This is a genomic window from Sphingosinicella microcystinivorans (genome assembly GCF_003634215.1).
GTDB lineage: Bacteria > Pseudomonadota > Alphaproteobacteria > Sphingomonadales > Sphingomonadaceae > Sphingosinicella > Sphingosinicella microcystinivorans.
The window spans coordinates 359573-383492 of sequence record NZ_RBWX01000009.1; the positions used below are offsets into that span (position 1 = coordinate 359573).

Annotated in this window: 23 protein-coding genes; 13 read left to right on the top strand and 10 right to left on the bottom strand. The window is 65.9% G+C overall.

What is annotated here, in order from left to right; all coding sequences use genetic code 11:
• The first annotated feature begins 47 nt into the window (after positions 1-47).
• Both DFR51_RS14075 and DFR51_RS14080 read left to right on the top strand, forming a co-directional pair.
• Positions 48-701 carry a TetR/AcrR family transcriptional regulator gene (locus DFR51_RS14075; RefSeq protein WP_121052236.1) on the top strand — a complete coding sequence of 218 codons (654 nt, stop codon included), beginning with the start codon at positions 48-50 and terminating at the stop codon, positions 699-701.
• Complete coding sequence (locus tag DFR51_RS14080) at positions 698-2074, top strand: protein adenylyltransferase SelO family protein (protein ID WP_121052544.1); 1377 nt, start codon at positions 698-700, stop codon at positions 2072-2074. Before DFR51_RS14075 ends, DFR51_RS14080 begins: the two co-directional genes overlap by 4 nt.
• A gap of 31 nt (positions 2075-2105) precedes the next feature.
• On the opposite strand, the gene DFR51_RS14085 is transcribed toward DFR51_RS14080, so the two are convergent.
• The 5 genes from DFR51_RS14085 to DFR51_RS14105 all read right to left on the bottom strand — a co-directional run bounded on the left by DFR51_RS14085 (position 2106) and on the right by DFR51_RS14105 (position 8777).
• Positions 2106-3380 (bottom strand): N-succinylarginine dihydrolase, encoded by a 1275-nt coding sequence (locus DFR51_RS14085; protein ID WP_121052238.1) that lies wholly within the window; start codon positions 3378-3380, stop codon positions 2106-2108.
• A complete protein-coding gene (astD, locus tag DFR51_RS14090; RefSeq protein ID WP_121052240.1) occupies positions 3377-4810 on the bottom strand; it encodes a succinylglutamate-semialdehyde dehydrogenase in 1434 nt (477 codons plus the stop codon). The genes DFR51_RS14085 and astD overlap by 4 nt, the downstream gene beginning before the upstream one ends.
• Complete coding sequence (locus tag DFR51_RS14095; protein WP_121052242.1) at positions 4797-5816, bottom strand: arginine N-succinyltransferase; 1020 nt, start codon at positions 5814-5816, stop codon at positions 4797-4799. The genes astD and DFR51_RS14095 overlap by 14 nt, the downstream gene beginning before the upstream one ends.
• An 88-nt stretch (positions 5817-5904) precedes the next feature.
• Positions 5905-7134, bottom strand: a complete 1230-nt coding sequence (locus DFR51_RS14100; protein WP_121052245.1) for a hydrolase — start codon at positions 7132-7134, stop codon at positions 5905-5907.
• Positions 7131-8777, bottom strand: coding sequence for a thiamine pyrophosphate-binding protein (locus DFR51_RS14105; protein ID WP_121052247.1), 1647 nt, complete (start codon positions 8775-8777; stop codon positions 7131-7133). The genes DFR51_RS14100 and DFR51_RS14105 overlap by 4 nt, the downstream gene beginning before the upstream one ends.
• A gap of 100 nt (positions 8778-8877) precedes the next feature.
• On the opposite strand from DFR51_RS14105, the gene DFR51_RS14110 reads away from it, so the two are divergent.
• The 8 genes from DFR51_RS14110 to DFR51_RS14145 all read left to right on the top strand — a co-directional run bounded on the left by DFR51_RS14110 (position 8878) and on the right by DFR51_RS14145 (position 15325).
• Positions 8878-9636 (top strand): enoyl-CoA hydratase-related protein, encoded by a 759-nt coding sequence (locus DFR51_RS14110; RefSeq protein WP_121052249.1) that lies wholly within the window; start codon positions 8878-8880, stop codon positions 9634-9636.
• Between the two features lie 85 nt (positions 9637-9721).
• Positions 9722-10474: a uroporphyrinogen-III C-methyltransferase gene (gene cobA, locus DFR51_RS14115; RefSeq protein ID WP_121052251.1), complete on the top strand. Its 753-nt coding sequence runs from the start codon at positions 9722-9724 to the stop codon at positions 10472-10474.
• Positions 10471-10767: a DUF2849 domain-containing protein gene (locus tag DFR51_RS14120; RefSeq protein ID WP_121052253.1), complete on the top strand. Its 297-nt coding sequence runs from the start codon at positions 10471-10473 to the stop codon at positions 10765-10767. Before cobA ends, DFR51_RS14120 begins: the two co-directional genes overlap by 4 nt.
• Positions 10767-12401 (top strand): nitrite/sulfite reductase, encoded by a 1635-nt coding sequence (locus tag DFR51_RS14125; protein WP_121052255.1) that lies wholly within the window; start codon positions 10767-10769, stop codon positions 12399-12401. Before DFR51_RS14120 ends, DFR51_RS14125 begins: the two co-directional genes overlap by 1 nt.
• Positions 12394-12819, top strand: a complete 426-nt coding sequence (locus DFR51_RS14130; RefSeq protein WP_121052256.1) for a DUF934 domain-containing protein — start codon at positions 12394-12396, stop codon at positions 12817-12819. Before DFR51_RS14125 ends, DFR51_RS14130 begins: the two co-directional genes overlap by 8 nt.
• Positions 12812-13564 carry a phosphoadenylyl-sulfate reductase gene (locus DFR51_RS14135; RefSeq protein WP_121052258.1) on the top strand — a complete coding sequence of 251 codons (753 nt, stop codon included), beginning with the start codon at positions 12812-12814 and terminating at the stop codon, positions 13562-13564. The genes DFR51_RS14130 and DFR51_RS14135 overlap by 8 nt, the downstream gene beginning before the upstream one ends.
• Before the next feature lie 22 nt (positions 13565-13586).
• The gene (locus tag DFR51_RS14140) at positions 13587-14360 is read left to right on the top strand and encodes a precorrin-2 dehydrogenase/sirohydrochlorin ferrochelatase family protein (protein ID WP_243445471.1); all 774 of its coding nucleotides are present in this window, start codon (positions 13587-13589) and stop codon (positions 14358-14360) included.
• Entirely contained in the window at positions 14357-15325 is a 969-nt protein-coding gene (locus DFR51_RS14145) for a zinc transporter ZntB (RefSeq protein WP_121052260.1), read from the top strand. Before DFR51_RS14140 ends, DFR51_RS14145 begins: the two co-directional genes overlap by 4 nt.
• Here the strand turns inward: DFR51_RS14145 and DFR51_RS14150 are convergent.
• From DFR51_RS14150 to DFR51_RS14165, 4 genes are all read right to left on the bottom strand, one after another.
• A complete protein-coding gene (locus tag DFR51_RS14150; RefSeq protein WP_170151785.1) occupies positions 15322-16056 on the bottom strand; it encodes a response regulator transcription factor in 735 nt (244 codons plus the stop codon). The two genes, DFR51_RS14145 and DFR51_RS14150, sit on opposite strands and share 4 nt — an antisense overlap.
• 10 nt (positions 16057-16066) lie before the next feature.
• Entirely contained in the window at positions 16067-17602 is a 1536-nt protein-coding gene (locus DFR51_RS14155; protein ID WP_121052264.1) for a sensor histidine kinase, read from the bottom strand.
• Positions 17599-19302: a putative bifunctional diguanylate cyclase/phosphodiesterase gene (locus tag DFR51_RS14160; RefSeq protein ID WP_121052266.1), complete on the bottom strand. Its 1704-nt coding sequence runs from the start codon at positions 19300-19302 to the stop codon at positions 17599-17601. The genes DFR51_RS14155 and DFR51_RS14160 overlap by 4 nt, the downstream gene beginning before the upstream one ends.
• 156 nt (positions 19303-19458) lie before the next feature.
• A complete protein-coding gene (locus tag DFR51_RS14165; RefSeq protein ID WP_121052268.1) occupies positions 19459-20043 on the bottom strand; it encodes a urate hydroxylase PuuD in 585 nt (194 codons plus the stop codon).
• A 201-nt stretch (positions 20044-20244) separates the two neighbouring features.
• Here DFR51_RS14165 and DFR51_RS14170 point away from each other — a divergent pair, with 201 nt between their 5' ends.
• From DFR51_RS14170 to DFR51_RS14180, 3 genes are read left to right on the top strand one after another with little or no spacing between them, the layout of a single operon-like run.
• Positions 20245-20628, top strand: a complete 384-nt coding sequence (locus DFR51_RS14170) for a hypothetical protein (protein ID WP_121052270.1) — start codon at positions 20245-20247, stop codon at positions 20626-20628.
• Positions 20629-20688: 60 nt separating this feature from the next.
• Positions 20689-21561, top strand: coding sequence for a DMT family transporter (locus DFR51_RS14175; RefSeq protein ID WP_121052272.1), 873 nt, complete (start codon positions 20689-20691; stop codon positions 21559-21561).
• Positions 21558-22856 (top strand): MFS transporter, encoded by a 1299-nt coding sequence (locus DFR51_RS14180; RefSeq protein ID WP_121052274.1) that lies wholly within the window; start codon positions 21558-21560, stop codon positions 22854-22856. The genes DFR51_RS14175 and DFR51_RS14180 overlap by 4 nt, the downstream gene beginning before the upstream one ends.
• Here DFR51_RS14180 and DFR51_RS14185 read toward each other — a convergent pair.
• Complete coding sequence (locus DFR51_RS14185; protein ID WP_121052276.1) at positions 22844-23785, bottom strand: hydroxymethylglutaryl-CoA lyase; 942 nt, start codon at positions 23783-23785, stop codon at positions 22844-22846. The genes DFR51_RS14180 and DFR51_RS14185 overlap by 13 nt on opposite strands.
• Positions 23786-23920: the final 135 nt, after the last annotated feature.

Below are 23920 nucleotides of genomic sequence, written 5' to 3' on the forward strand. Positions count from 1 at the left end.
AAAAGTTCCCATATCATCAGTCCGGCTGTGGAGGAATTCGAGGTTTTATGGCGACGCGCGTAGCGGAAAGCCGTTCGCGGCGATACGATCCGGCAGAAACGCGCCAGCGCGTGCTGGAAGCGGCTAACCACCTGTTTTCAACACAGGGCTTTGCCAAAACCGGCACCGCGGACATTGCCCGCGCGGCGGACGTTTCGGAAGGCTCCATCTTCTATCACTTCGGTTCGAAGCGCAGCCTTCTGGAAGAGCTGGGCCGCATGTACGGCGAGCGCATGTGCGCGGCGATGGAAGCGGGGGACCGGCTGGAAGACCTTGAACCCGGCATCACCATCCAGCGCTGCTTCGATTACTGCACCACGCAGAAATCCTGGGAAAACATCGTGAACGCCAACTGTGCGGGCACGGCAAGCCGCGGGAAGATGGGGTTGAAATCGAACCCCGATGCCGAGCCCTTCTACCGCGCCTCGCACGAGGTCGTCGCGGCGTGGGTGGAAAACCAGTATCGCGCGATGGCGAAGAAATTCGACCTTACCGACGTCGACACGAAGATCGCTGCGGAGCTGACCTATTCCGCGGTCGGCGCGGCGCTCGACATCGCCTTTGCGCCCGGTGCGGATGAAGCGCTGAGAAAGCGTGTCGAGGCGGAGACCATCCGCTATGTGCGCTGCGCGTGCCGCCTGCCGCACCCGCGCGAGGCATGACAGGACGATATCGTCCGGATCCCGCCATTCTCGAACTCGGCAGTGACTACTACGACCCCGTTCGGGCTGCGGACTTTCCGCAAACGATCCTGCGCTTCCGGGGTCAGCGCCATGCCGACACGGTAGGGCTGGGCGATCTTTCCGATGCGGCGTGGCTGGAGCATTTCGGCCGCTTCGCGCCACTCCCCGACAATCTCGAACAGCCGCTGGCGCTCCGCTATCACGGCCACCAGTTCCGCACCTACAACCCAGAGATCGGCGATGGACGCGGCTTCCTGTTCGCGCAGCTGCGCGACGACAAGGACCGGCTGCTCGACCTCGGCACCAAGGGATCGGGCCAGACGCCCTACAGCCGCTTCGGCGACGGGCGGCTGACGCTGAAGGGCGGCGTGCGCGAGGTGCTGGCGACAGAGATGCTGGAAGCGCTCGGCGTCTACACCTCCAAAAGCTTCTCGCTCATTGAAACCGGCGAGGCGCTGACGCGCGGCGACGAACCCTCGCCGACACGCTCCTCCGTGCTCGTCCGCCTCAGCCACAGCCACATCCGCTACGGCACCTTCCAGCGCCTCGCCTATCTGAAGCAAGTAGACGCCATCCCCCCACTCGTGGACTACTGCCTCCGCCACTTTGTCGGCGGCACGCACGACGACCCCTACGCCGCGCTGATGGACCATGCCGTCGCAGGTGCAGCGCGACTCGCGGCAAGTTGGCGCGCAGCCGGCTTCGTTCACGGTGTGCTCAACACCGACAACATCAACATCACCGCCGAGAGCTTCGACTACGGCCCCTGGCGCTTCGTGCCGCGCTGGGACGACGGCTTCACCGCCGCCTACTTCGACCAGTTCGGCCTCTACAGCTTCGGACGGCAGGGCGAGGCGCTGCAATGGAACGTCCACCAGCTCGCGATGGCGCTGCGCACCGTCGCGCCCGCCGAAAGCCTTATCCCGGCGCTGAAGACCTACCCCGAACGCTACGAGGCGGCGCTCGTCGAGCGCTATCTGTGGCGGCTCGGCGTAAAGCCGCGCGATGCGAAGTCCGATGAAGCGCTGGCGCTCACGATCGAAGCCGCACTCGGCGCAAGCGACATCGTGCCCGACCGCTTCTGGTTCGACTGGCGCGGCGGCGCACAGCGTGGACCGAGCCCGGCGGATGCGGTGTACGCAAGCGATGCCTTCGCGACGTTCCGCACGGCGGTTTCGGCGTACGAACCGGCTGCGGACACCACGCATCCTTACTGGTCTGACGCCGCGCCCTGCACGATGCTGATCGACGAAGTCGAGGCGATCTGGGCGCCGATCGACGCGGCCGACGATTGGAGCAGCTTCAACGCGAAAATCGCTGCTATCCGCCGGATGGGCGAGGCTTACGCATAGCCGTCGTCCCGGCCTTCGTCGGGATGACAGACTAAAATTCGAGCAATTTCAGCAGCGCCCGGCGCGCTTCCCACGCTGTTTCCCAGAGTGCGGGGTTGCCGAGTTCGTCCGGCGCAATGCTTTCCGGCCAGTGCGTTTCGATCAGACGTTCGAGCGCATCCGCCTTCGCATCATCGAGCAGGAAGCGCGGATCGATCACGGCGTATGCCGCCTCGCTGACCGCGACGCGGAGACGGAGGCAGGCAGGGCCGCCGCCGTTTTTCATGGATTCGCGCACATCGATGAAATGGCAACCGCGGATCGGGCCATTGCCCGCGAGCATGGTCTCCAGCCACGCCTTCACACGCGCGTTCTCCTCGCTCTCCTTCGGCAACACGAGCACCATTTCGCCCGAGGGCAGCGTGACGAGTTGCGAGTTGAACAGATAGGAGCCGATCGCGTCCTCAAGGCTCACCGCGCTTGCCGGAACCTCGACGATCTCGACCTCGGGCAAGCGGCGGCGCAGCTCCGCGTAGAGCGCTTCCTTGTTCTCGAACGCCTGCTCGTGCGCGAACAGCACGCGCTCGTTCGCGACAGCGACGACATCGTTGTGAAACGCGCCCGCCTGAATTGCCGTATCCGCCTGCGACCAGAAGATCGCGTCATTCACGCCGTTCAGCCGCGCGACCGCCTCCGAAGCGCGCCGGTCCTGCCGCGAGGGGAAACGGCCCTGCCGCTCCTCGCCGTAGATGAAGACTTCGACGCCCTTCTCTCCATGCGACGGGCAGAGGCGCATGAAGTTCGCCGCGCCTTCGTCTCCGAATTTGCCGGGCACGGCGGCGTGCATGGCGAAGTGGCGCGTGTCCGCGAAGGCGATGGCGAGCTGCCGGTGCGTTTCCGTGTGCTCGATGCTGCGATGCGTCATCGTCGAGAGGTTGGCGGCAGTGAAGTGAACCCGCCCATCCGCCGTATCCGACGCGGGCGAGACCGTGGCGGCGTTTGCCGTCCATGTTGCAGAGGCCGACATGGCGTTGCGGAACAGTACGGGATCCGCCGCGAACGCGGCTGCGCACACCTCCGCATCGCTGCCGGCGAAACCGAGCGTGCGCAGCCACGGCGCGTTCGGGCGATCATGGGGCAGCAGGAAGCCCTGCGGCAGGCCGAGCGACATCAGGAAGCGCATCTTGCCGATACTCTGCAGCGCGGCGGCGCGCGGCCGGGACGTGCCGCCGGCGTTCTTCGCGCTGGCGATGTTGCCGAAGCTGAGCCCAGCGTAATTGTGCGTCGGGCCAATCAGCCCGTCGAAATTCACCTCGACTGTTTTCATGCCTCGTCCGCCTTCAACCCGGTCGTGATCGCACCGCGCACCTTGCTTTCTTCGAGGCTGGCGACGGGAAACGCGCAGTAATCCGCCGCGTAATAGGCGCTCGGCCGGTGGTTGCCGCTGGCACCGATGCCTCCGAAAGGTGCGTTCGACGCCGCGCCGGTCGTCGGCCGGTTCCAGTTTACGATGCCCGCACGGGCGCCCGACCAGAAGCGGTCGTAAAGCGCCTGATCACCGCCGACGAGCCCGGCGGAAAGCCCGAAGCGCGTGGCATTCGCCTCCATCATCGCGGCCGAGAAATCCGGCACGCGGATCAGTTGCAGCACGGGACCGAACATCTCCTCATCCGGGCGGTGCGGAACGTCCGTCACATCGAGGAGCGCGGGTGTGAGGAATGGCCGGTCCGGCGTGATCCGGGTCAGCGGGCGGATGGCGACCGCGCCTTTGGACGTAAGCGTCGAGGCCTGATCCAGAAGCCGGTCGGCGGCGCGATTATCGACGACCGGCCCCATGAACGGCTGCGGTTCATCGAACGGAGCGCCGACGATGAGCTTGTCCATGAGCGCCGTCACCTGCTCGATGAGCGCCTCGTGCTTCCCCTCCTCCACGATCAGGCGGCGCGCGCAGGTGCAGCGCTGCCCGGCGGAGAGAAACGCGGACTGGACGATGAGCGCAGCGGCTGCGGGAAGGTCCGCCTCGCGCACATCCCACACGATAAGCGGGTTGTTGCCGCCCATTTCGAGCGCGAGGATCTTGTGCGGCGTTTCGGCGAACTGGCGGGCGAGCGCGTGGCCAGTCGTGGCGCTGCCCGTGAACAGCAGCCCGTCGATGCCTTCGTGCCCGGCGAGCGCGCGGCCAGTGTCGCCGCCGCCCTGCACGATTTCCAACGCACCTTCGGGCAGCCCCGCCTGCATCCAGCATTCGCGCAGCAGCGCCGCCGTGCCGGGGGTCAGCTCAGAAGGCTTAAGGACGATGGTATTGCCCGCCAGCAGCGCCGGAACGATATGACCGTTGGGGAGATGCGCGGGGAAGTTGTACGGGCCGAGCACGGCGAGCACACCGTGCGGCCGGTGGCGAAGCTGCTGCGTGAAGCCCTCGCCCTCCTTTTTCCGGTTGCCCGTGCGCTCCTGATAGGCGCCGAGCGAGATATCGACCTTGCCGATGACGCTCTGCACCTCGGTCTTCGTTTCCCAGAGCGGCTTTCCGGTTTCGCGGGAGATCATCGCCGCGAGGGCGTCACCGCGATCGCGGACGACGTTCTGGTATTTGCGCATCAGCTCGACGCGCTCCGAAAGCCGCAACGCCTCCCACCCCGGCTGCGCTGCGCGCGCAGAGACGACGGCGCGGTTCACATCCTCAAGGCTGGCGACAGGCCCGCGCCAGACCTCCTCGCCCGTGGACGGATCGGTCGAGACGAGTTCAGGCTGCGACATGGCTGATCATTTCCCCGGACTGAAGGCCGTGCAATCTTATCTCGTCTGCCGTGAGCGAAAGGCCCTGTGGTGTTTCGGTGGCGCTGCTCTGCCAGGCGCGGAAGTCCTGCAGCGTGCCTTTTGCGAGTAGCGCGCTAACCGGGCCGCTCTCGGCGGACGCGGGATCGGCGACCGGGAGTGAGCGGCACTGCTGCACGGTGCGGATGTTATCGATGTAGGCGAAGACGGTGGGGCCGCCGTCGAAGATGTCTATATAGCCTTCGTAGATGAAGCCCTCCCTTTCGAGCAGCTTCAGCGCGGGGACGCCGGTATCGTGCGGCTTTCCGATCACCGCGCGCGCCTCTTCGGGCAGCAGAGCCGTATAGATCGGGTATCGGGGCATCAGATCGGCGATGAACTGGTTGCCGTGCAGCGAATTGAAATGATCGGCTTCCTGGAACGGCATTTCGAAGAACTTGCGTCCGAGCCCGTCCCAGAAGGGCGAGCTGCCGTCCGGGTGGTGCCAGCCGCGAAGTTCGGCGACGACGCGTGTCGGGAAGCGGTCGCGGTGGCGGGCCATGAAAAGGTAGCGGCTACGCGCGAGCAGGCGGCCGAGGCCTTCGGCGCGAAGCTCCGGCAGCAGGAAGAGGCCGCCGACTTCGGCAGCGCCGTTGAAATCGTTGGTGAGGTGCAGCACCTCCATCGTGATGTTGCGCCCCAGTTCCTTCGAGGTCTGGTTCACGGTCGCGAGCTTGTACGTGTAGAACGGCCATTCGCCGCCGAGGCGCGAGAAAACCATCGCGCTGCCGCCGATACGACCCGTTTCGGCCTCCTCCATCAGCAGCATGTAGAGCTCGTCCTGCGGGAGTGCGCCTTCGCGCGCAAAACTCTCGCAGCTCCAGCCGATGCGGCGGGCGAGTGCGTCCCGGTCCGGCGGCAGGTTCGTGAAACCGCCGCCCGTCTGCCCTGCAAGCACGAGCAGGGCATCGACATCGTCCGCACGCGCGGGCCGAATGAACCAGACCATATATTCTCCCCCGGCGCGGGCGCGCCTTCACACGAGTTGGCGTGTTTTCGGGGACGATATCGTTTCCGGCGATCGGCGCCGGCGCCGATCAGGCCCCGTGGCCGTCCCAGGCACCCTGCGCGAGACGCATCAGGATCAGTGCCGACAGCCGCGCCCTTTCAACAAGGGACGCGGTAAGCAGATACTCTTGATCCGAATGGATCGAGCCACCTCGTACCCCAAGCGTATCGACGACCGCAAGCCCCGCCGCGGCGAGATTATTGCCGTCGCAGACGCCGCCGGTGTCGCGCCAGCCGATGTCGAGACCGAGATCGAGGCCGCAGGCGCGCACGAGATCAAAGAGCTTCTGCTGGTGCGCGTCAATGGGCTTCGGCGGGCGCGCGAAGCTGCCGGAAAGCTGGATCGAAACGTCGTGCGCGGCAGCGACGGCGCTGATCGCATCAGCGACCGCGTGGGTGGCGCGGTGCTGATCCTCGAAGGTCGAGGGGCGCATGTTCCAACGCAGCACGGCGGTATCGGGTACGACGTTGTTCGGGCCGCCGCCATCCAGCTTGGCGACGTTCACCGAAAGCGTCGGGCCTTTCATGGCGTCGAGCCGGAGCGCGAGGTCGGCGGCGGCGATGATCGCATTGCGACCCTCTTCGGGATTGCGGCCCGCGTGCGCGGCCCTACCCGCAATGGCTGCGGAGAAGTTGCCGCTGCCCTTGCGCGCGCCCGCGAGCGTGCCGTCAGGCAGCGAGGACGGCTCGAAGGTGAGACCGATCTGGCAGCGCTGCCCTGTTTCGGCGAGGAGCGGTGCGGAACCGAGCGAGGAGACTTCCTCGTCGCTATTGAGAATGATCTCCCAGCCGAGTTGCCGGGCGAAGGGCGACGCTTCGAAGCAGCGGAGCGCCCAGAGCATCACGGCGATGCCGCCCTTCATGTCGGCAACGCCCGGCCCGTTCAGCACGCCGTCGGCCAGCCAGCGCAGCGCCTGAAAGGGGTGATCGACAGGAAACACCGTGTCCATGTGCCCGGTGAGGAGGACGCGCTTGTTCGCCGGGCGGTCCATGACGATGTGCAGGTTGTCGCCGTGCACGAGCGCATAGGTGCGGCCCGCGGCGTCCACCGCCTCCACGGGCGCGGGCGGTACGCGGCGGATCTCGCCGCCGAGCGGTGCGAAGGCTTCGGCGAGCACATCCGCGTAGTGCGCGAGGCCCGCAAGATTGCGGCTGCCGGTGTTGATCGCCGCCCAGCTTTCGATCGCCGCGAGCATGGGCGCGTGGGCATCGTCGAGGAACGCGAGCGCCCCCGCTTCGGCATCAGTGAGCCGGGTCATGCGTCGTCGCCCAGCCGTCTTCCGGGGGCTATCTCACGCGGGTCGGTCTTCACCGCGATGAGCGCAGGGACGCCGCTTACGCGGGCGCGGACGAGCGCGGCGGGGAAGTCTTCGGTGCGATCGACGGTTTCACCGTGACAGCCGAAGCTGCGCGCGAAGGCGGCGAAATCGGGGTTCACGAGCGCGGTGCCCGATTGCCGCCCCGGAAAATCGCGCGCCTGATGCATCCGGATCGTGCCGTACTGGCCGTTGTCGACGACGATGAACAGCACGTTGGCGCCGTAGCGCGCGGCAGTGATGAGCTCATTGCCCGACATCAGGAAGTCGCCGTCGCCCGCGAGCACCACGACCTCGCGCTCCGGCTGGAGCAGCTTCGCGGCGATCCCGGCGGGAACGCCGTAGCCCATCGCGCCAGAGGTCGGCGCAAGCTGCGTGCCGATGCGGCGATGCTGATGGAAGCGGTGCAGCCACCCGGCGAAGTTGCCCGCGCCGTTGCAGTAGATGGTGTCGGCGCCGAGCGTAGCATCAAGATGGCTGATCACTTCCGCCATGTTAACGCCGTTCACAACGCTTGTGGGCTGCGTCCACGCCTCGTAATCGGCGCGCGCGGCGCGGGTCCAGTCCGCCCAGCGCGAACCGTCGATCGCGAAGCCGAGTTCGCCGAGCGCCGCGCTGGCAAGCCGGATCGACGACTGAATCGCGAGCGCCGGGCGGCGGACGCGGCCCAAGGTATCGGCGTCGGGATGGATATGGACGAGGCTTTGCGCGGGGGTCGGCACCGCAGGCAACGTATAGCCCTGGCTCGCCACCTCTCCGAGCCGCGTGCCGAGCGCAATGATAAGGTCGGCGGATTTGACGCGCTCGACGAGCTTCGGGTTCGAACCGAGCCCCAGTTCGCCCGCATAGCTGGAATGCGCGTTGTCGAAGCGGTCCTTGCGCCGCCACGACGTGACAACGGGAAGGTTCGCGCTTTCAGCAAAGCTCTGCACCGCAGCGACGTCTTCGGCTGTCCAGCCCGGCCCGCCGAGCCACAGCAGCGGGCGTTCGGCAGCATCGAGCATGTTGGCAAGCGCCGCTATGGCAGACGCATCGGGCGAGGCCTGCGGCGGTTCGATCCGCGTGGCGACAGCCGCCAGCGCGTCCTCGGTGAGGATATCCTCGGGCAGCGCGATCACCACGGGCCCCGGCCGCCCGGAAAGGCTGAGCGCATAGGCGGAAGCGACGACTTCGTGCGCGCGGTCGGCGCGGTCGAGCACGAACACGCCCTTGGCGAGCGCGCCGAACATGCGGCGGTAATCGACCTCCTGAAACGCCTCTCGCCCGATCATGTCCGTACCGACATCGCCGACGAACAGCAGCATCGGCGTCGAATCCTGGAACGCGGTGTGCACACCGATCGAGGCGTGCGTCGCGCCCGGCCCGCGCGTGACCATCGCGACGCCGGGCCTGCCGTTCAGCTTGCCATAGGCTTCCGCCATATTCGCAGCGGCAGCTTCGTGGCGGCAGGTGATGAGTGCGATCCTGTCCTGCACGTCGTGCAGCGCGTCGAGGACAGCGAGATACGATTCGCCCGGAACGCAGAATACGTGGCTGACGCCCTGATGGACGAGAGTTTCGGCGATGGTTGCGGCCACGCTCGGCATGGTGGATCGGTGCCCGTGTGGGGGAGCGAAGTCAAGCCGTGCGAAGCCTCTCCCCTCTCACAGCTATCAAGCTCTGCACATTTCCGGCATTGATCCGCCCATGACCGATCATATCCGCATCGAACGCGACGGCCGCGTCCTCGTCGTCACCATGAACCGCCTGGAGAAGAAGAACGCGCTGACGCACGCCATGTACGCGGCGATGGCGGACGCGATCGAGGGCGCGCAAACCGACGACGGCATCCGCGTGGTGCTGCTGACCGGCGCGGGCGAGGCGTTCACATCGGGCAATGATCTTGTCGATTTCCAATCGAATCCACCGCGCGGGACGGACACGCCGGTCGCGCGCTTCCTGCGATCGATCCTGAACGCGGAAAAGCCGCTGATGGCGGCGGTTGGCGGCGTTGCCGTCGGGGTCGGCACGACGATGCTGCTGCACTGCGACATCGTGCTGGTTTCCGAGAATGCCATGCTGCAAACCCCGTTCGTCGACCTCGCGCTGGTGCCGGAGGCGGGCTCCTCCCTGCTGCTCCCACAGGTCGTCGGCACCGCGATTGCGAGCGACATGTTCCTGACCGGACGCCGGATTTCCGGGGAAGAAGCGGTGAAAATCGGCCTTGCCGCACGTCTTGCGCCACATTCCGAACTTGAGGCCGAGGGGCGCCGCCTCGCCCACGGTATCGCCGCGAAGGCGCCCGAGGCAGTGAAGCTGACAAAGGGCCTGCTGCGCCGGAACCGCGAGGAGACAGCCGCGCGCCTCATGCTGGAAAGCGAGCTTTTCTCCGAGCGTCTGAAATCGCCGGAATTCATGGAAGCCGCCACCGCCTTCATGCAGAAGCGGCCGCCGAATTTCGGCTGATTTCCGCGCGCTGCCAAGCCCCGCTTGGCGCACCCAAAGAAAGCCTTGCTTGGCCTTCGCGCGCGGGCGGACCATCTAACGCTCCATGACCATGGGCAAACTCATTCTTGTCGGCGCCGGGCCGGGTGATCCGGACCTGCTGACGCTGCGCGCTGCGCGGGCGCTCGGCCTTGCCGATATCGTCGTGCACGACGGGCTCGTCGATGCGCGCGTGCTTGCCCTTGCGCCGCATGACGCCCGCCGCATCAGCGTCGCCAAGCGGCGTGCGCGCCACACGATGGCGCAAGACGACATCAACGCGCTGCTCGTCGCCGAGGCGAAGGCCGGAAACACCGTCGTGCGCCTGAAGGGCGGCGACCCGTTCATCTTCGGGCGCGGCGGCGAGGAAGTGGAAGCTGCGCGCGCCGCGGGCGTGCCCGTGGAGGTCGTCCCCGGCATCTCCTCGCCGCTCGGCGCGGCGGCCGAAGCGCTGATGCCGCTGACGCACCGCGACCATGCGTCCATCGTCAGCTTCGTCGCCGGACAGTGCAAGGGCCTCACCGAACAGAATTGGGCGGGGCTTGCGGGTAAGGGCCGCACGCTTGTCATCTACATGGGCGTCGCCACCGCCGCCGCCATCGCCGAGAAGCTGATGGCTGACGGGCTGACCCCGGACGTACCGGTCGCGATTCTCGAGCGCGGCACGCTGCCGGGCGCGCGCGTCATCCGCAGCCTCCTCGCCGACCTTGAAGGCAGCGTCGTGCGGCATGGCGTGAAAAGCCCGGCGCTCATCGTCGTCGGCGCGGTCGCGGCACTCGGTGCGGACGTGGACATTAGAAAACTGGAGATGCAGGCGTGAAGCTGCTTACCGGAAACGATCTCAAGACCGGCGATGTCGTCTGGTGGACGGGCAGCGACTGGTCGCGCCATGTCGCCGACGCGGTGGACGTCGATGGCCACGGCGAGGCGATCGCCGCCGCCGAGGAAGCCGCGCGCCGTGTGAACGCGCCCTACGTGATCGACGGTGAGGCCACTCCCGATGGCCTCCGCCCCGGCCATATCAAGGACCGTATTCGCGCGCTCGGCCCCACCGTGCGGCTCGACCTCAATATCAAGCCCGCCGATCCGAAGGCGGGAAGCTGGGTGATCTGATGTACAAGTACGACGAATATGACCAGTCGATCGTCGATGCCCGCGTCGAGGAGTTCCGCGACCAGGTTGAGCGGCGCCTTGCGGGCGAGATCAGCGAGGACCAGTTCAAGCCGCTGCGGCTGATGAACGGGCTCTACCTGCAGCTTCATGCCTACATGCTGCGCGTCGCGATCCCTTATGGCACGATGGACAGCCGCCAGATGCGAATGCTGGCGCACATCGCGCGCAAGTACGACCGCGACTACGGCCATTTCACCACGCGCCAGAACATCCAGTACAACTGGATCAAGCTGGAAGATGCGCCGGACATTCTCGCCGATCTCGCGAGCGTGGAGATGCACGCGATTCAGACGAGCGGAAACTGCATCCGCAACACGACGTCTGACCAGTTCGCCGGCGCCGCCGCCGACGAGGTGACGGACCCGCGCCCCTGGGCGGAGCTGCTGCGCCAGTGGTCGACGTTCCATCCGGAATTCAGCTATCTGCCGCGCAAGTTCAAAATCGCGATCGTCGCGGCGGAAGAAGACCGCGCGGCGATCAAGCTGCACGACATCGGGCTGCAACTCTATCATAACGACGCGGGCGAACTCGGCTTCCGCGTGTTCGTGGGCGGCGGCATGGGCCGCACGCCGATGGTCGCGCCGGTGATCCGCGAGTTCCTGCCGACGCAGGACTTCCTCAGCTATCTAGAAGCGTGCCTGCGCGTCTACAACCGCTACGGGCGCCGCGACAACATCTACAAGGCGCGCATCAAGATCCTCGTCCACGAACTCGGCGCGGCGGAATACGCGCGGCAAGTGGAAGAAGAATGGGCGCACGTGAAGACGCTCGGCCTCGATCCGCCGCCAGGCGAATTCGAGCGCATCGCCGCGCAATTCGCGCCGCCGCCGTTCGAAACCGGCATTGCGGACACGGTCGATCGCAGCGACCCCGATTTCGCGGTCTGGCTCGACCAGAACGTGAAGGCGCACAAGCAGCCGGGTTATGCGATCGTCAACATCAGCCTGAAGCCGGTGGGCGGCATTCCGGGCGATGCATCGTCGGCGCAGATCGACCTGATGGCGGACCTTGCGGAGACGTACGGTTTCGATGAACTTCGCGTCACGCACGCGCAGAACATCGTGCTGCCGCACGTGAAGAAGGCCGATCTCTACACGATCTGGCAGAAGCTGGTGGCGGCCGATCTCGCGAGCGCGAACCTCGACCTTATCAGCGATATCATCGCCTGCCCCGGCCTTGATTATTGCAGCCTTGCGAACGCGCGGTCGATCCCGGTCGCGCAGAAGATCGCCAAGCGTTTTGAGGGTCTCGACCGCCAGCGCGATCTCGGCGAATTGAAGCTGAAGATTTCCGGCTGCATCAACGCCTGCGGGCACCACCACGCCGGGCACATCGGCATCCTCGGCGTCGACCGCAAGGGCACGGAGAATTACCAGCTGCTGCTCGGCGGTTCGGGCGCGGAAGACGCGAGCCTCGGCCGCATCACCGGCCCCGGCTTCGACGAGGACGGCGTGGTCGATGCGATCGAGCGCACGGTCGAAACCTATCGCACGCTGCGCACCGAGGGCGAACGCTTCCTCGATACCTACCGCCGTGTCGGCATGGACCCGTTCAAGGAGGCGATTTATGGGTAACGCACTTCGCTTCCGCGATGACGCCGCGCACGAGGAACCGGCGGTGACGCTGGACGCCTTCCTCGGCCAGACCAATGCCACCGCAGTGCGGCTGGAATCGGACGAGGACGCGCGGAAACTGATCCCGCAGCTCGGCCAGCTCGCGCTGATCGAAATCGCATTTCCGAAGTTTCGCGACGGGCGCGGCTATTCGGCGGCGCGCATCCTGCGCGAGGCCGGGTACACCGGCGAACTGCGCGCGGCGGGCGACGTGCTTGTCGACCAGATTCCCTATATGCGTCGCTGCGGCTTCGACAGTTTCGCGCCCGAGGCCGATATCGATACGGCAGCGCTGGAACGCGCGCTCTCGCGCTACGAGCATGTCTATCAGAAGGCGGCCGATGGGCGTTCGCCGGTGTGGGCGCTGCGTCATGGCTGATGCCGCCCGGAAACTCGATACCATCGACGTGCGTCCCGCCTACACGCAGGAGGACGCCGACGCTCTGAACGCGCGCTTCGCGGGTGTGGATACGCTGGACATGCTGCGCACGGTGTTCGCGGAAAAGCTGCTCGGCAAAACCGCCGTCGTTTCCTCGTTCGGCACCGAGAGCGCGGTGCTCCTGGACCTTATCGCGCGTGTCGATCCGACTGTGCCGGTGGTGTTCGTCGACACGCTGAAGATGTTCCCGGAAACCGAGCGCTACCGCGTGCAGCTGCTCGATCGGCTGGGGATGCACAATCGCGACGTGGTGACGCCCGATGCCGCCGTCATTGAAGCGAAGGATGCGACCGGGCTGCGCTGGTCCTACGACCCGGACGGCTGCTGCGCGATCCGCAAGGTGGAGCCGCTCGCGCGGGCCAAGCAGGGCCTCGACAGCTGGATTTCGGGCCGCAAGGCATTCCAGTCGCAGACACGCGCCAACATTCCCCGGTTCGAGATCGAGGACGGGCGCTTGAAGATGAACCCGCTCGGCGACTGGGTGAAGGCCGATCTTGAAGCCTATTTCACCGAGCGCGACCTGCCGCGGCATCCGCTGGAAGCCGAGGGCTATCTCTCGATCGGCTGCCAGCCGTGCACAAGCGTCGTGAAGCCGGGCGAAGACCCGCGCGCCGGTCGCTGGCGCGGCTGGGACAAGACGGAGTGCGGCATCCATACGAACGTCAGCGAGCTGCCGAGCTTCTAAGGCTTCCCACCCCCGCGCGGGCATGGCATTCCTGCCGCCGATGGATCAGCTTCCCGTCTTCCTCAACCTCAAGGGCATGTCCGTGCTGCTCGTTGGCGAGGGCGAGGCGGCGGAGGCGAAGCGGCGGCTGATCGAGGCCGCAGGCGGATGCATCACCGACGACCCCAACGCGGCGCGCATCGCATTCATCGCTGAGGAGACGAGCCCCGCGGAGGTGGCTGTGCTGCATGCGCAGGGGCTGCTGGTGAACGTCGTCGACCGCCCGGATCTTTGCGACTTCACGGTGCCCGCGATCATCGACCGCTCGCCCGTGCTCGTCGCGGTCGGGACGGGAGGGGCATCAGCGACGCTCGCGAAGGCACTGCGCGAACGGCTGGAAGCGCTGCTCCCCGCCACGCTGGGCGATCTCGCCCGAAGCATCCGTGCTACGCGCGAGCGTGTGACCGAAGCGCGGCCCACAGCGTCCGGCCGCCGCCGGTTCTGGGACCGGCTTCTCGCCCCCGGCGCAGCGCTCGATCCATTGCACGAGGTTACCGACGCTGCGGCACGGATCGATGCCGCGCTTGCGCGCAGCGATGTGGACGCGGCTGAGTGCCACGAGATCGTCCTCGTGAGCGACGATCCCGACGACCTGACGCTCCGGCAGCTCCGGCTGCTCTCCCGCGCCGACACGATCATGCATGTGGGAGATGTCCCCGCTGCCGTGCTCGACCGTGCGCGCCGCGATGCCGTTCGCTTGACCGAGGCCGATGCCCCCCGCCCCGGCCTGACGCTCATCTTGAGGAGACCTTCGTGACCTCCGAAGGCAGCTTCGCGTACACGATCCTGTCCGACGGCACGGCGACGCGCATCGATACTCCGCCGGGCTCCGACGAGGCCCCGACGTGCGCGCTGCTCTGGCGCCACATCGACGGCAACGACACGGCGTGCCGCGAATGGCTGGAAAAGCGATCAGGTATTCCCGAAGCGGCCGTCTGGTCCCTCCTCGAACTCGAAACCCGGCCGCGCGCCGTGAAGATCGGCGAAGGCGCGCTCGTTATCCTGCGCGGCGTCAACGAGAACCCCGATGCCGATCCCGACGATCTCGTCTCGATCCGCCTGTGGGTGACGGCAGGCCAGGTGCTCAGCATCAACTTCCGCCCGCTGCTCGCCATCGCTGACATGGAACACGTGCTGCGCGACCGCGCGGTGCGCGACGCGGGCGATTTCATCGTGGAGCTTGCCGACGTGCTGATCCGGCGCATCGATCATACGCTCGACGATCTTTCGGAAAGCCTCGACCTGCTGGAGGAGGACGTGATCGACGAGCGCCGCAGCCACCTGCGCCCGCGCATCGGCAAGGTGCGCCGCACAGCGATCGGCCTGCGCCGCTTTATCTCGCCGCAGCGCGACGCGCTCACGCAGCTTGCGAGCGGCCCCTTCGGATTCTTCGACGAGAGCGACCGGATCAATCTTTCGGCGGCCGCGAACAGCGTGACGCGGATCATTGAGGAAATCGACGCCGTGCGCGATCAGGCAGCGGTGCTTTCAGACCAGCTTTCCGATCTTCGCCAAGAGGCGGTCGGCAATCGCACGCTCGTGCTGTCGATCGTGTCGGCGGTGTTCCTGCCGCTGACGTTCATTACGGGCCTTATCGGCATGAACGTCACGGGTATTCCCTACGCCGACGAAGCATGGGCCTTCTATGCCATCGTCGGCTTGAACCTGGCGCTTGGCCTCGGCGTCCTCGCCTGGCTTCGCGTGAAGGGCTGGTTCCGCTAGCGAACGACGCCAAGCGCCTGACGCGCGAGTGCCGCGATCTCGGCGATTGCAGCGGGGTTCACCGGCATGTCGGCGCGGCCCGGATCAGCGAGGCTGTCAGCGATCTGCGCGATGCGCTGGAGCGGCGGCTCGATGAGATCGGGATTGATGCCGCCGGTGAGTACGGCCTTGCGATCCGCGATCAGGCGCTCGACCTCGGTCTGCAGGACGCGCCGCTGCTCGCTTTCGAGCTCGAGCTGTTCCTCGAGTTCCGAAAGCTCTATGGCGCGACGCGTCACCCGCTTGTCGAGCTTGGCATTCGCGAGCTTCAGGTTGACGGCATGTTGCCGACGCTGGAGCTGCGCCTCGATCCGCGCGGCGAGCACGTCGAAATCGATCGGCTTCGAGACGTAGTCATCGGCGCCGGCTTCGAGTGATGCGACGACGGTCTGCGCGTCCGCCCGCGCAGTGAGCATGATCACCGGCACCTCGCTGACGCGCGAATTCGTGCGCAGCTCGCGCAGCACATCGATGCCGTTCATGTTCGGCATCATGTAATCGAGCAGCACGAGATCCGGGGGCGACTTCTCGATGAGCTGCAGCGCAACCTCACCGCTTTCCGCAGAGACCACCGTATAATTCAGGCGCTCAAGACGCCTGCACACCACAGAACGATTCGCCTCCACGTCGTCTACGACGAGGATTCGGCATCCGTTCCGGTCTCCCGCATTCACTGTCATCGATACGCCCATGTTTTGTTCTTTAGGCCGCCATGGTGTCAGGATTTGGTTGATTATTAATTGACCCTTTTTGCGAGCCCGTCGCATCGTCCCATTCGCGCAGCGATTCCTGATGCTTACGCGGCAAACGCAGGCTGAATGTGGAACCCACGCCGGGGAGGCTATCGACCGAAAGGCGAGCGCCCATCAGTTCGGCAAGCCGCGCGGTGATGGCAAGGCCAAGGCCCGTGCCGCCGAAACGGCGCGTCGTGGAGGCATCCGCCTGCACGAAAGGCTGGAAGAGCTTTTCCACCTGCTCGGGCGTCATCCCGATGCCCGAATCAGAGACGCTGATCTCGATCCAGTCACGCCGCGCGATGGTAAGCGACCGCGCTGACAGGATGACATGGCCTTGCTTGGTAAACTTGCAGGCATTCCCGACAAGGTTGATCAGGCACTGGCGGAGCTTCGTGGAATCATGCTCGGCAATGCCGACATCGGGCGCGATGCGCAGCTCAAGGCGGTTGCCCTGCTGCTGCGCCAGCGGCTCCAGTGTCGAGCGGACCTCTTCGAGGAGACCCTGCACGCTGAATTCGTGCACATCGATCTCCATGCGGCCCGCTTCGATCTTCGCCATGTCGAGCAGTTCGTTGATCATGCTGAGCAGATGCCGTGCTGATCCGTCGATCCAGCGCGCATCTTCGGAAAGCTGTGTCTGCCCCTGTTCGGAGAGGTCCTGCCTGAGCACATCCGCATAGCCGATGATGGCATTGAGCGGCGTACGCAGCTCGTGGCTCATGTTGGCAAGGAACTGCGATTTCGCCTCGTTGGCGTGCTGCGCGACGTCGCGCGCTTCGGCAAGCTCCGTCGCAGCCGACGCCAGCTCGTGATCGCGGCGCTCCACCTCGTCGAGCATGGCATTCAGCGAATCGATGACGCGCCGCGTTTCGTCGTCGCCGAGCCGTTCGACGCGCTGGCTGTAATCGCCGCTGTCGCGAATGCGCTCCATGGCGAGCGTCATGACCTTGAGCGGGCGGAACAGCAGCACGCTGATTCCCGCTGCGAAGAACAATGAGACGAGAAACGCGACCGCGATGATCCCGATCACGGCGAAGAGATAGGCAAACGAGGGCTTGGTTTCGAACTTCTGGACCGTGGTGATCTCGATCGAGCCGAGCATCTTGCCCTTCGCCACGATGGGCGCCGAAGAGACCGCCCGCCGACCCGTGGGATCAGGCGCGGTGCGCTTCAGCGTAATGATATCCTTGCCCGATACGTCGCGGACGCGCACCTGCCGGATCACTTCCACCGAATCGAGCTGACGCAGCACGCGCAGCGTCTCGTCCGTATCGCCGGCGAGGATCGGGCCGGCCGCGATGCTGGCGACGCCCTGCGTGGTCAGTTCCTGGATCTTGTAGGTCGCCGCGACGACGGTTTGATACTGGAGATAGGCGAACACGGAGCTCGCGAGCGCGAGCGCCACCGTACAGGCAAAGAGAACCGCTGCCGCGAGTTTGACGCGGAAGGGCAGACGTTCAAGACGTACCCTGAAACCCGAGCGCGCCTTCGCGTTGCTCAAATCGCGGCTCCGATATGCTCCGGCTCATGCGCGTCGCGCCAGGTTTCGAATTCAGCGAGCGGAATCGGCTTCGAGATCCAGTAGCCCTGCAGGATTTCACAGCCGATGACACTGAGGATGTCGGCCTGAATCTCGCTTTCGACGCCTTCGGCGACGCACTCGTAACCGAGCCCGCCGGCAAGGCTGACGATCGCCTGAATGATCGTGCGGGAATCGGCGCTGGTGGCGACGTCCTTCACGAGTGAACGATCGATTTTCAGACGATCAATCGGCAGATCCTTGAGGCGCGCGAGGTTCGAATAGCCCGTGCCGAAATCGTCGATGGCGATGCTGATGCCGAGCGCACGCACTTCGGCGAGGCGATCGACGATCACCGGATCGGACGACATCACCGTCGATTCGGTGATCTCGATTTCCAGCATTTCGGGCGGCGCCGACGAGGCTTCGATGCACGCGCGGACATGCCGCACGAAATCGGTGCGCTCAACCTGCTGCGGCGAGACGTTGACGCTGAGCTTGAGCTTGTCGCCGCGGGCATGCCATTCGCCGACGATCCGCGCGGCTTCCGCGATCACCCACCGACCCACATCAACAATAAGGCCGCTGTCTTCGGCGATATCGATGAACGAAGCGGGCGCGCGCAGCGTCTTGTCAGGGTGGCGCCAGCGGATGAGCGCCTCCGCGGAGACGAGCTGGCCGCTTTCCGCATTGATCTGCGGCTGCATGTGCAGCTCGAACTGTCCGCCCGCGATCGCCGCGCGCAGCATCGATTCGAGCTGCAGCCGATCGCGAACGCGCTCGTGCATCGCGGCTTCGAACAGGTGATACTGATTCCGCCCGCTGTCCTTCGCATAATACATCGCCGTGTCGGCGTTGCGGGTAAGCGTTTCGTAGGTCTCCCCGTCGTCCGGCGCGATGCAGATGCCGATGCTGGCGCCGATCACGATCGACTGGCCGGCGAACTCGAACGGCTCCTGCATGGCGCGCAGGATCTGCCGCGCCAGCTTGGTGGCATCGGCAGGGCCGCCGACATCCGGGAGGAGAACGGTGAATTCGTCGCCCGCGAGACGCGCCAGCACGGCCTCTCCGCAGCCTGAGCCGCGGCGGTTCGATTCGGCGGAAAGCAGCACGCGCATCCGCGCCGCGAACATCGCCAGCAGCACATCGCCCTGCGCGTGGCCGAGGCTGTCGTTCACCGACTTGAAGCGATCAAGATCGATAAACAGGATCGCGCTCTTCGCGCCCTCGCGGCGGGCCATGCTGCGCAGGTGGCGCTCAACGGTGCGGCGGAAGCTGAGGCGATTGGGAAGATCGGTGACGGGATCCTGCAGCGCGGTCTGCTGGATCGTGTCGATATTGGTCTGGATACGTTTCTTGAAGAGCTCGATCGCGGCTGTAAGCTTGGGAAGCGTACGGCGCACGGCACGCGGGATCGGCGGGGGGACGTCACCGTCGCGCCTGGGGCGGACAAAATCGGTGATCTTCTCGACCGCGATCACGACCGGCGCCATCGTATAGTATACCGCTGCAAAGACCGCCGCGGCACTGGCGATCACGATACCGGCCAGAACAAGGAGCGAGCCCGCAGACGGCAGGCTGGGCGGCCAACCAAGGCTGTAGGCGAACACCAGCAAGGCGATCACGGCAGAGGCCGCGCCGGCATAGACAAGTGAACGGATGCGCAACTGTGTTTCGAACAAGCCAAGTACTCCGTGCACCACGCGCGGACCGGTGCGCGAGGCTCAGCGGACACTCGCAGGATAAGGTAAACATTCTCTAAGCCACGTCGTACGAACGAAAAGGGGCGGCCCCAAAGGACCGCCCCCGCTCACGTGGCCTTGCCCCGTGTCTTCGGCTTAGACCGGCCAGGACTGGTAGGCCGCCATCGCGTAGAGCATCGGGATCGAGAGCAGCGTGTTGGTGCGGCTCGTGAGCATGGCGACGCGCGCGGCCTTTGCCTTCGCCGCGTCGTCCGCCTGAACGATCCCAAGCGCCTTCTTCTGGTTCGGCCAAATGATGAACCAGACATTGAACGCCATGATGAGCCCCAGCCACATGCCGATGCCAATCAGGCGGAACCCCTCCTGAAGCGTCAGCGCCTCCGCCAGATAGCCGCGGTGACCGGCCAGAAGCAGGCCGAAAAGCACCGTGAATGCCGCACCCCAGCGGAAAAAGAACAGCGCCTTCGGGGCGATATGCTTGCTCACCGCCGGCTTCTGTTCAGCCGGAATCGCCGGCATCGTGGGGATCTGGACGAAGTTGAAATAGTAAAGCAGCCCGATCCACGTGATACCCGCAAACACGTGCAGCCAGCGCAGCACGGTCTCACCGAAGACCATGCCGTTGCCGGCGAAATCGCCATGCAGCCCGAAGATCAGAGCGATCGCGAGGACCAGACCCAGACCCAGCGTAAGATGCAGATTTTCAAGAATTTTGCCCATCAGCAGTTTCCCCCACGGCGTTCCCTGTTTCGACCCTGTTGCGCGCCGCGATCGCAGCAAGGGTCCGTCCCACAGTTTGATTGCGAAACATAACTACGCTGAAATTGTTGAAGGTAGAAGCGTTCAGGTGATGATAGACGGCATTTCCGGCAGCAACTGACCGAACGGACGGGTGCCGGTGCCGATCAGAAAGGAAGACCGATGATCCTGCTCCATGCCGCGTTCCTGATGGCCGCGCAGGTGCTGCAGCCGGTGACCGTGCCGGAACCGGCGCTCCCCGCCCCGGCCACAGTTGTGGATGAAATCGTCGCGCCCGACGATGCCGCCGCAATCAGCGCCCGCAAACGGCTGAACGCCGAGGTGAAGGCGCGTACCGATGCGAGCGATGCCGGGTACGCCGCCGCGCAGGCCGCATATCAGGCGCAGATGCGCGAGCATGACGCAGCGGTTGCGCGCACGGCGCAGGCCCAGGCGGAGTATGACGCCGCCCGCGCCGCATACGACCAGCGCCAGCGCGAGATCGCCGACTGGCAGGCCTGCGTGAACGGCGACAAAACCCGCTGTCCGCCGAAGCCCCAAAAATAGTCGCCCTCGCACTTCGCGCGGATTGACAGTAGCCGGCGCGCCTCGGCAAGCAGCGAGGGCATGCGCCCGTCCTCCGCCCCGCCGATGCTGCTCGCCTTCCTGGCGATCGCGCTGCTGTGCGCGATGGACGCCGCGATCAAGCTGGGCGCGCAGACGCATGCCATCATCACCGTTACCTTCATGCGGTATGCCGCCGGCGTGCTGTTTGCGCTGCCGCTGCTGCGCTTCGGCAAGGTCTCCTTCTCGCGCGATGCCTTGCAGGGGCATGCCGTTCGCGGCCTGGTGATCGCCGCCGCGGCCTATCTGTTCTTCTATGGGCTGTGGGCGATCCCGATCGCCGAGGCGATTGCGATTTCCTTCATCGCCCCCTTGCTGGTGCCGCTCATCGCACGCGTGCTGCTCGGCGAGCGGATGCGCGCGATCAATGTGGCAGCCTGCTTCATCGGCTTCGGCGGCGTGCTGATGACCGTGACCGGGCACGCCGACGTGCCGACCCCGAACCGCACGGAGGGCATCGCCGCCGTCTTTGTCTCCGCAGTGCTGTATGCGCTCTCGATCGTCTTGCTGCGGCAGCGTGCGACGCGGGACGATCCGCAGGTCATCAGCATCCTCGCAGCCGCTTTCCCGGCGCTTTATACGGCACCTTTCGCGCTGTTCGCAGCGCCGCTGCCCACGTCCGGCACGCTTCCGCTCTTCGGCTTGATGGGGGCACTCGGCACCAGCGGCACCCTGCTGCTCGCCTTTGCCTATGCGCGCGCGGAAGCCCAGAAACTCGTGGTTCTCGAATATACGGCGCTCGGCTGGGGCGCGTTGTTCGGGTGGTGGCTGTTCAGCGAACATGTGCGCCCCGAAGTCGTCCTCGGCGGCGGAATCGTCGCCGGCGCTTGCCTGATGGTGGCGTGGTCGGGCCGGCGGAAGGCCGTTGCCGTATGAATCCGGCGGGCGGCGGACGCAGCGATTTCGCGCTGCTGTTCCTCGTTCTCTTCGTCGTGGCTGCGGGCAATACCGCGCTGCAATCCGTGCTTCCCACGATCGGGCGCGAAATCGGCATCCCCGACCTGCTGGTGGCGACGATCTTCTCGTTTTCGGCGCTGATGTGGACCTTCGCGGCGCCGCGCTGGGCGGATGCTTCGGACCGCTATGGCCGCAAGGCACTGATTTTGCTGGGCCTTGGCGGCTATTTCGTTTCCAAGCTGATCTGCGCTTTCGTGATCCTCGCCGGGCTCAAGCACCTGATCGCGCCGATCGCGGTGTTCATCATCTTTGCCCTCGCGCGTTCGCTGTTCGGCCTTTTCGGTTCGGCGTCCAATCCGGCGGCGCAGGCCTACGTCGCCTCGCGGACCAGCCCCTCGGAGCGCACGCGCGCCCTTTCCGTGCTTGCCTCCGCCTTCGGGCTCGGCACGATCGTGGGGCCGGCGGTGGCGCCGTTCTTCGTGCTGCCGTACGTCACACTTTCCGGCCCGATGTTCGCGTTCGCGGCCTTCGCGCTCATCACACTCGTCATCGTATCGCGGCGTCTGCCCGCCGATGCGCCGAGCGCGGGCGAGGACCGGCCTATCGCCAACCTGGAGCCGACCGTCGCAACCGGCCCGCGCAGCACCCACGGCGCGCGGACGCGGACACACCGCCGCCTGTCGTGGCGCGATCCGCGTATCCTGCCGTTTTCGATCTACGGCCTCGCCATCGGCAACGCGCAGGCGGCAAGCGGCCAGTCTCTCGGCTTTTTTGTCATCGACCGGCTCGGCCTGCCGCCTATCGAGGCGCAGACCTTTATCGGGATCACGCTGATGGCCGCTGCCGCCGCGACGCTGCTCGCGCAGTGGGCGCTGATCCCGATGTTCCACCTCGGCCCAAAGCTGCTGCTGCGCTGGGGTGCCGGACTGGGGGCTGTCGGATCGATCCTGCTTGCGGTCTCGACCGATTTCTATGGAATCGTGCTGTCCTTCGCGATCGCCTCGCTCGGCTACGGCTTCGCGCGGCCGGGCTTCAGCGCCGGAGCGTCACTCGCCGTGGGGCTTGAGGATCAGGGCGGTGCGGCGGGCGCGATCACCGCCGTGAACGGCGCGGCGTTCATCATCGCGCCCACGATCGGCATCGCGCTCTACCAGCTCTGGCAGCCGCTGCCGTATCTTCTGAGCGCAGCACTTCTCGCCGTCATGCTCATCTATTCGCTGAAAAATCCGCTGCTGGGCTCCGACCTCGATCGGGACGAGATTCAGACGCAGTAGTTGGCGGCAGGATATTCGCCCGGCCTCGGGCCCGCTTTCGCCACCATCGAGGGGAGCGTTCTGCCCATCACAGTCGCAAACCAGTGATTTGTCGCGATGGCCGCAGCCAGATCCAAGCCGGTCGACACGCCCGAAGCGTCTAGCATGAACAGCAGCTCCTCTGTCGAGATGTTGCCGGCGGCCTTCGGCGCGAACGGGCAGCCGCCGAGCCCACCGAGCGAAGAATCGAGCACGTTCACGCCTGCTGCATAGGCCGCCCATGCGTTGGCGATGCCGGTGCCGCGCGTATTGTGGAAGTGAGCGCGTAGGCGGATGCCGTCTCCGACCGCAGCGCGCACGCGGCCGAACAGGTCCGTCACCTGCGCGGGCACGCCGACACCGATCGTATCGGCGAGCGCGATCTCCTCGGCGCCCGCCTCGGCCATCGCCTCCACGCAGCGCACCACGGTTTCAGGCGGCACATAGCCTTCGAACGGGCAACCGAACGCTGCCGAGATCGTGACCTGTGCAACGAGCCCATTTTCGCGCGCAAGCCGCAGCATCTCGCGGTTCTCGGCGATGCCTTGATCGATCGTCTGGCCCTGATTGCGCTCGCCGAACGTGTTGGAGGCAACGAGCACACAGCCCGCCTCGTCGACGCCGCGCTTGTTGCCCTCCCGGCTTTCTATGGCGCGCAGCACGCCGCGCTTGTTGAGGCAGAGCCCGATGTAGGAGACGTCCCGGCGATCAGGGAGGCCCGCGATCACCGCTTCCGCGTCCGCCATCTGCGGCACGCGCTTGGGATTGACGAAGCTTGCGACTTCGACGCGCCGCACGCCCGCGTCGATCATCCGCGTGATGAGGCCGAGCTTGTCGGCGGTGGAAACGATCTCCGGCTCGTTCTGGAGGCCGTCGCGCGCGCCCACCTCAACGATCGTCACGTCCGCCATGCCGTCTCTCCTGCAAATCGCTGCGTCCGACTTGGGCATTTCGGCGGCAAGGTCAATCCCTCTCAAAACCGAGATGCTCTCAAGTTGGGGGGCCTGCACCGAAAAACATTTGGCGCAATGATGGTGAGGCTCTGG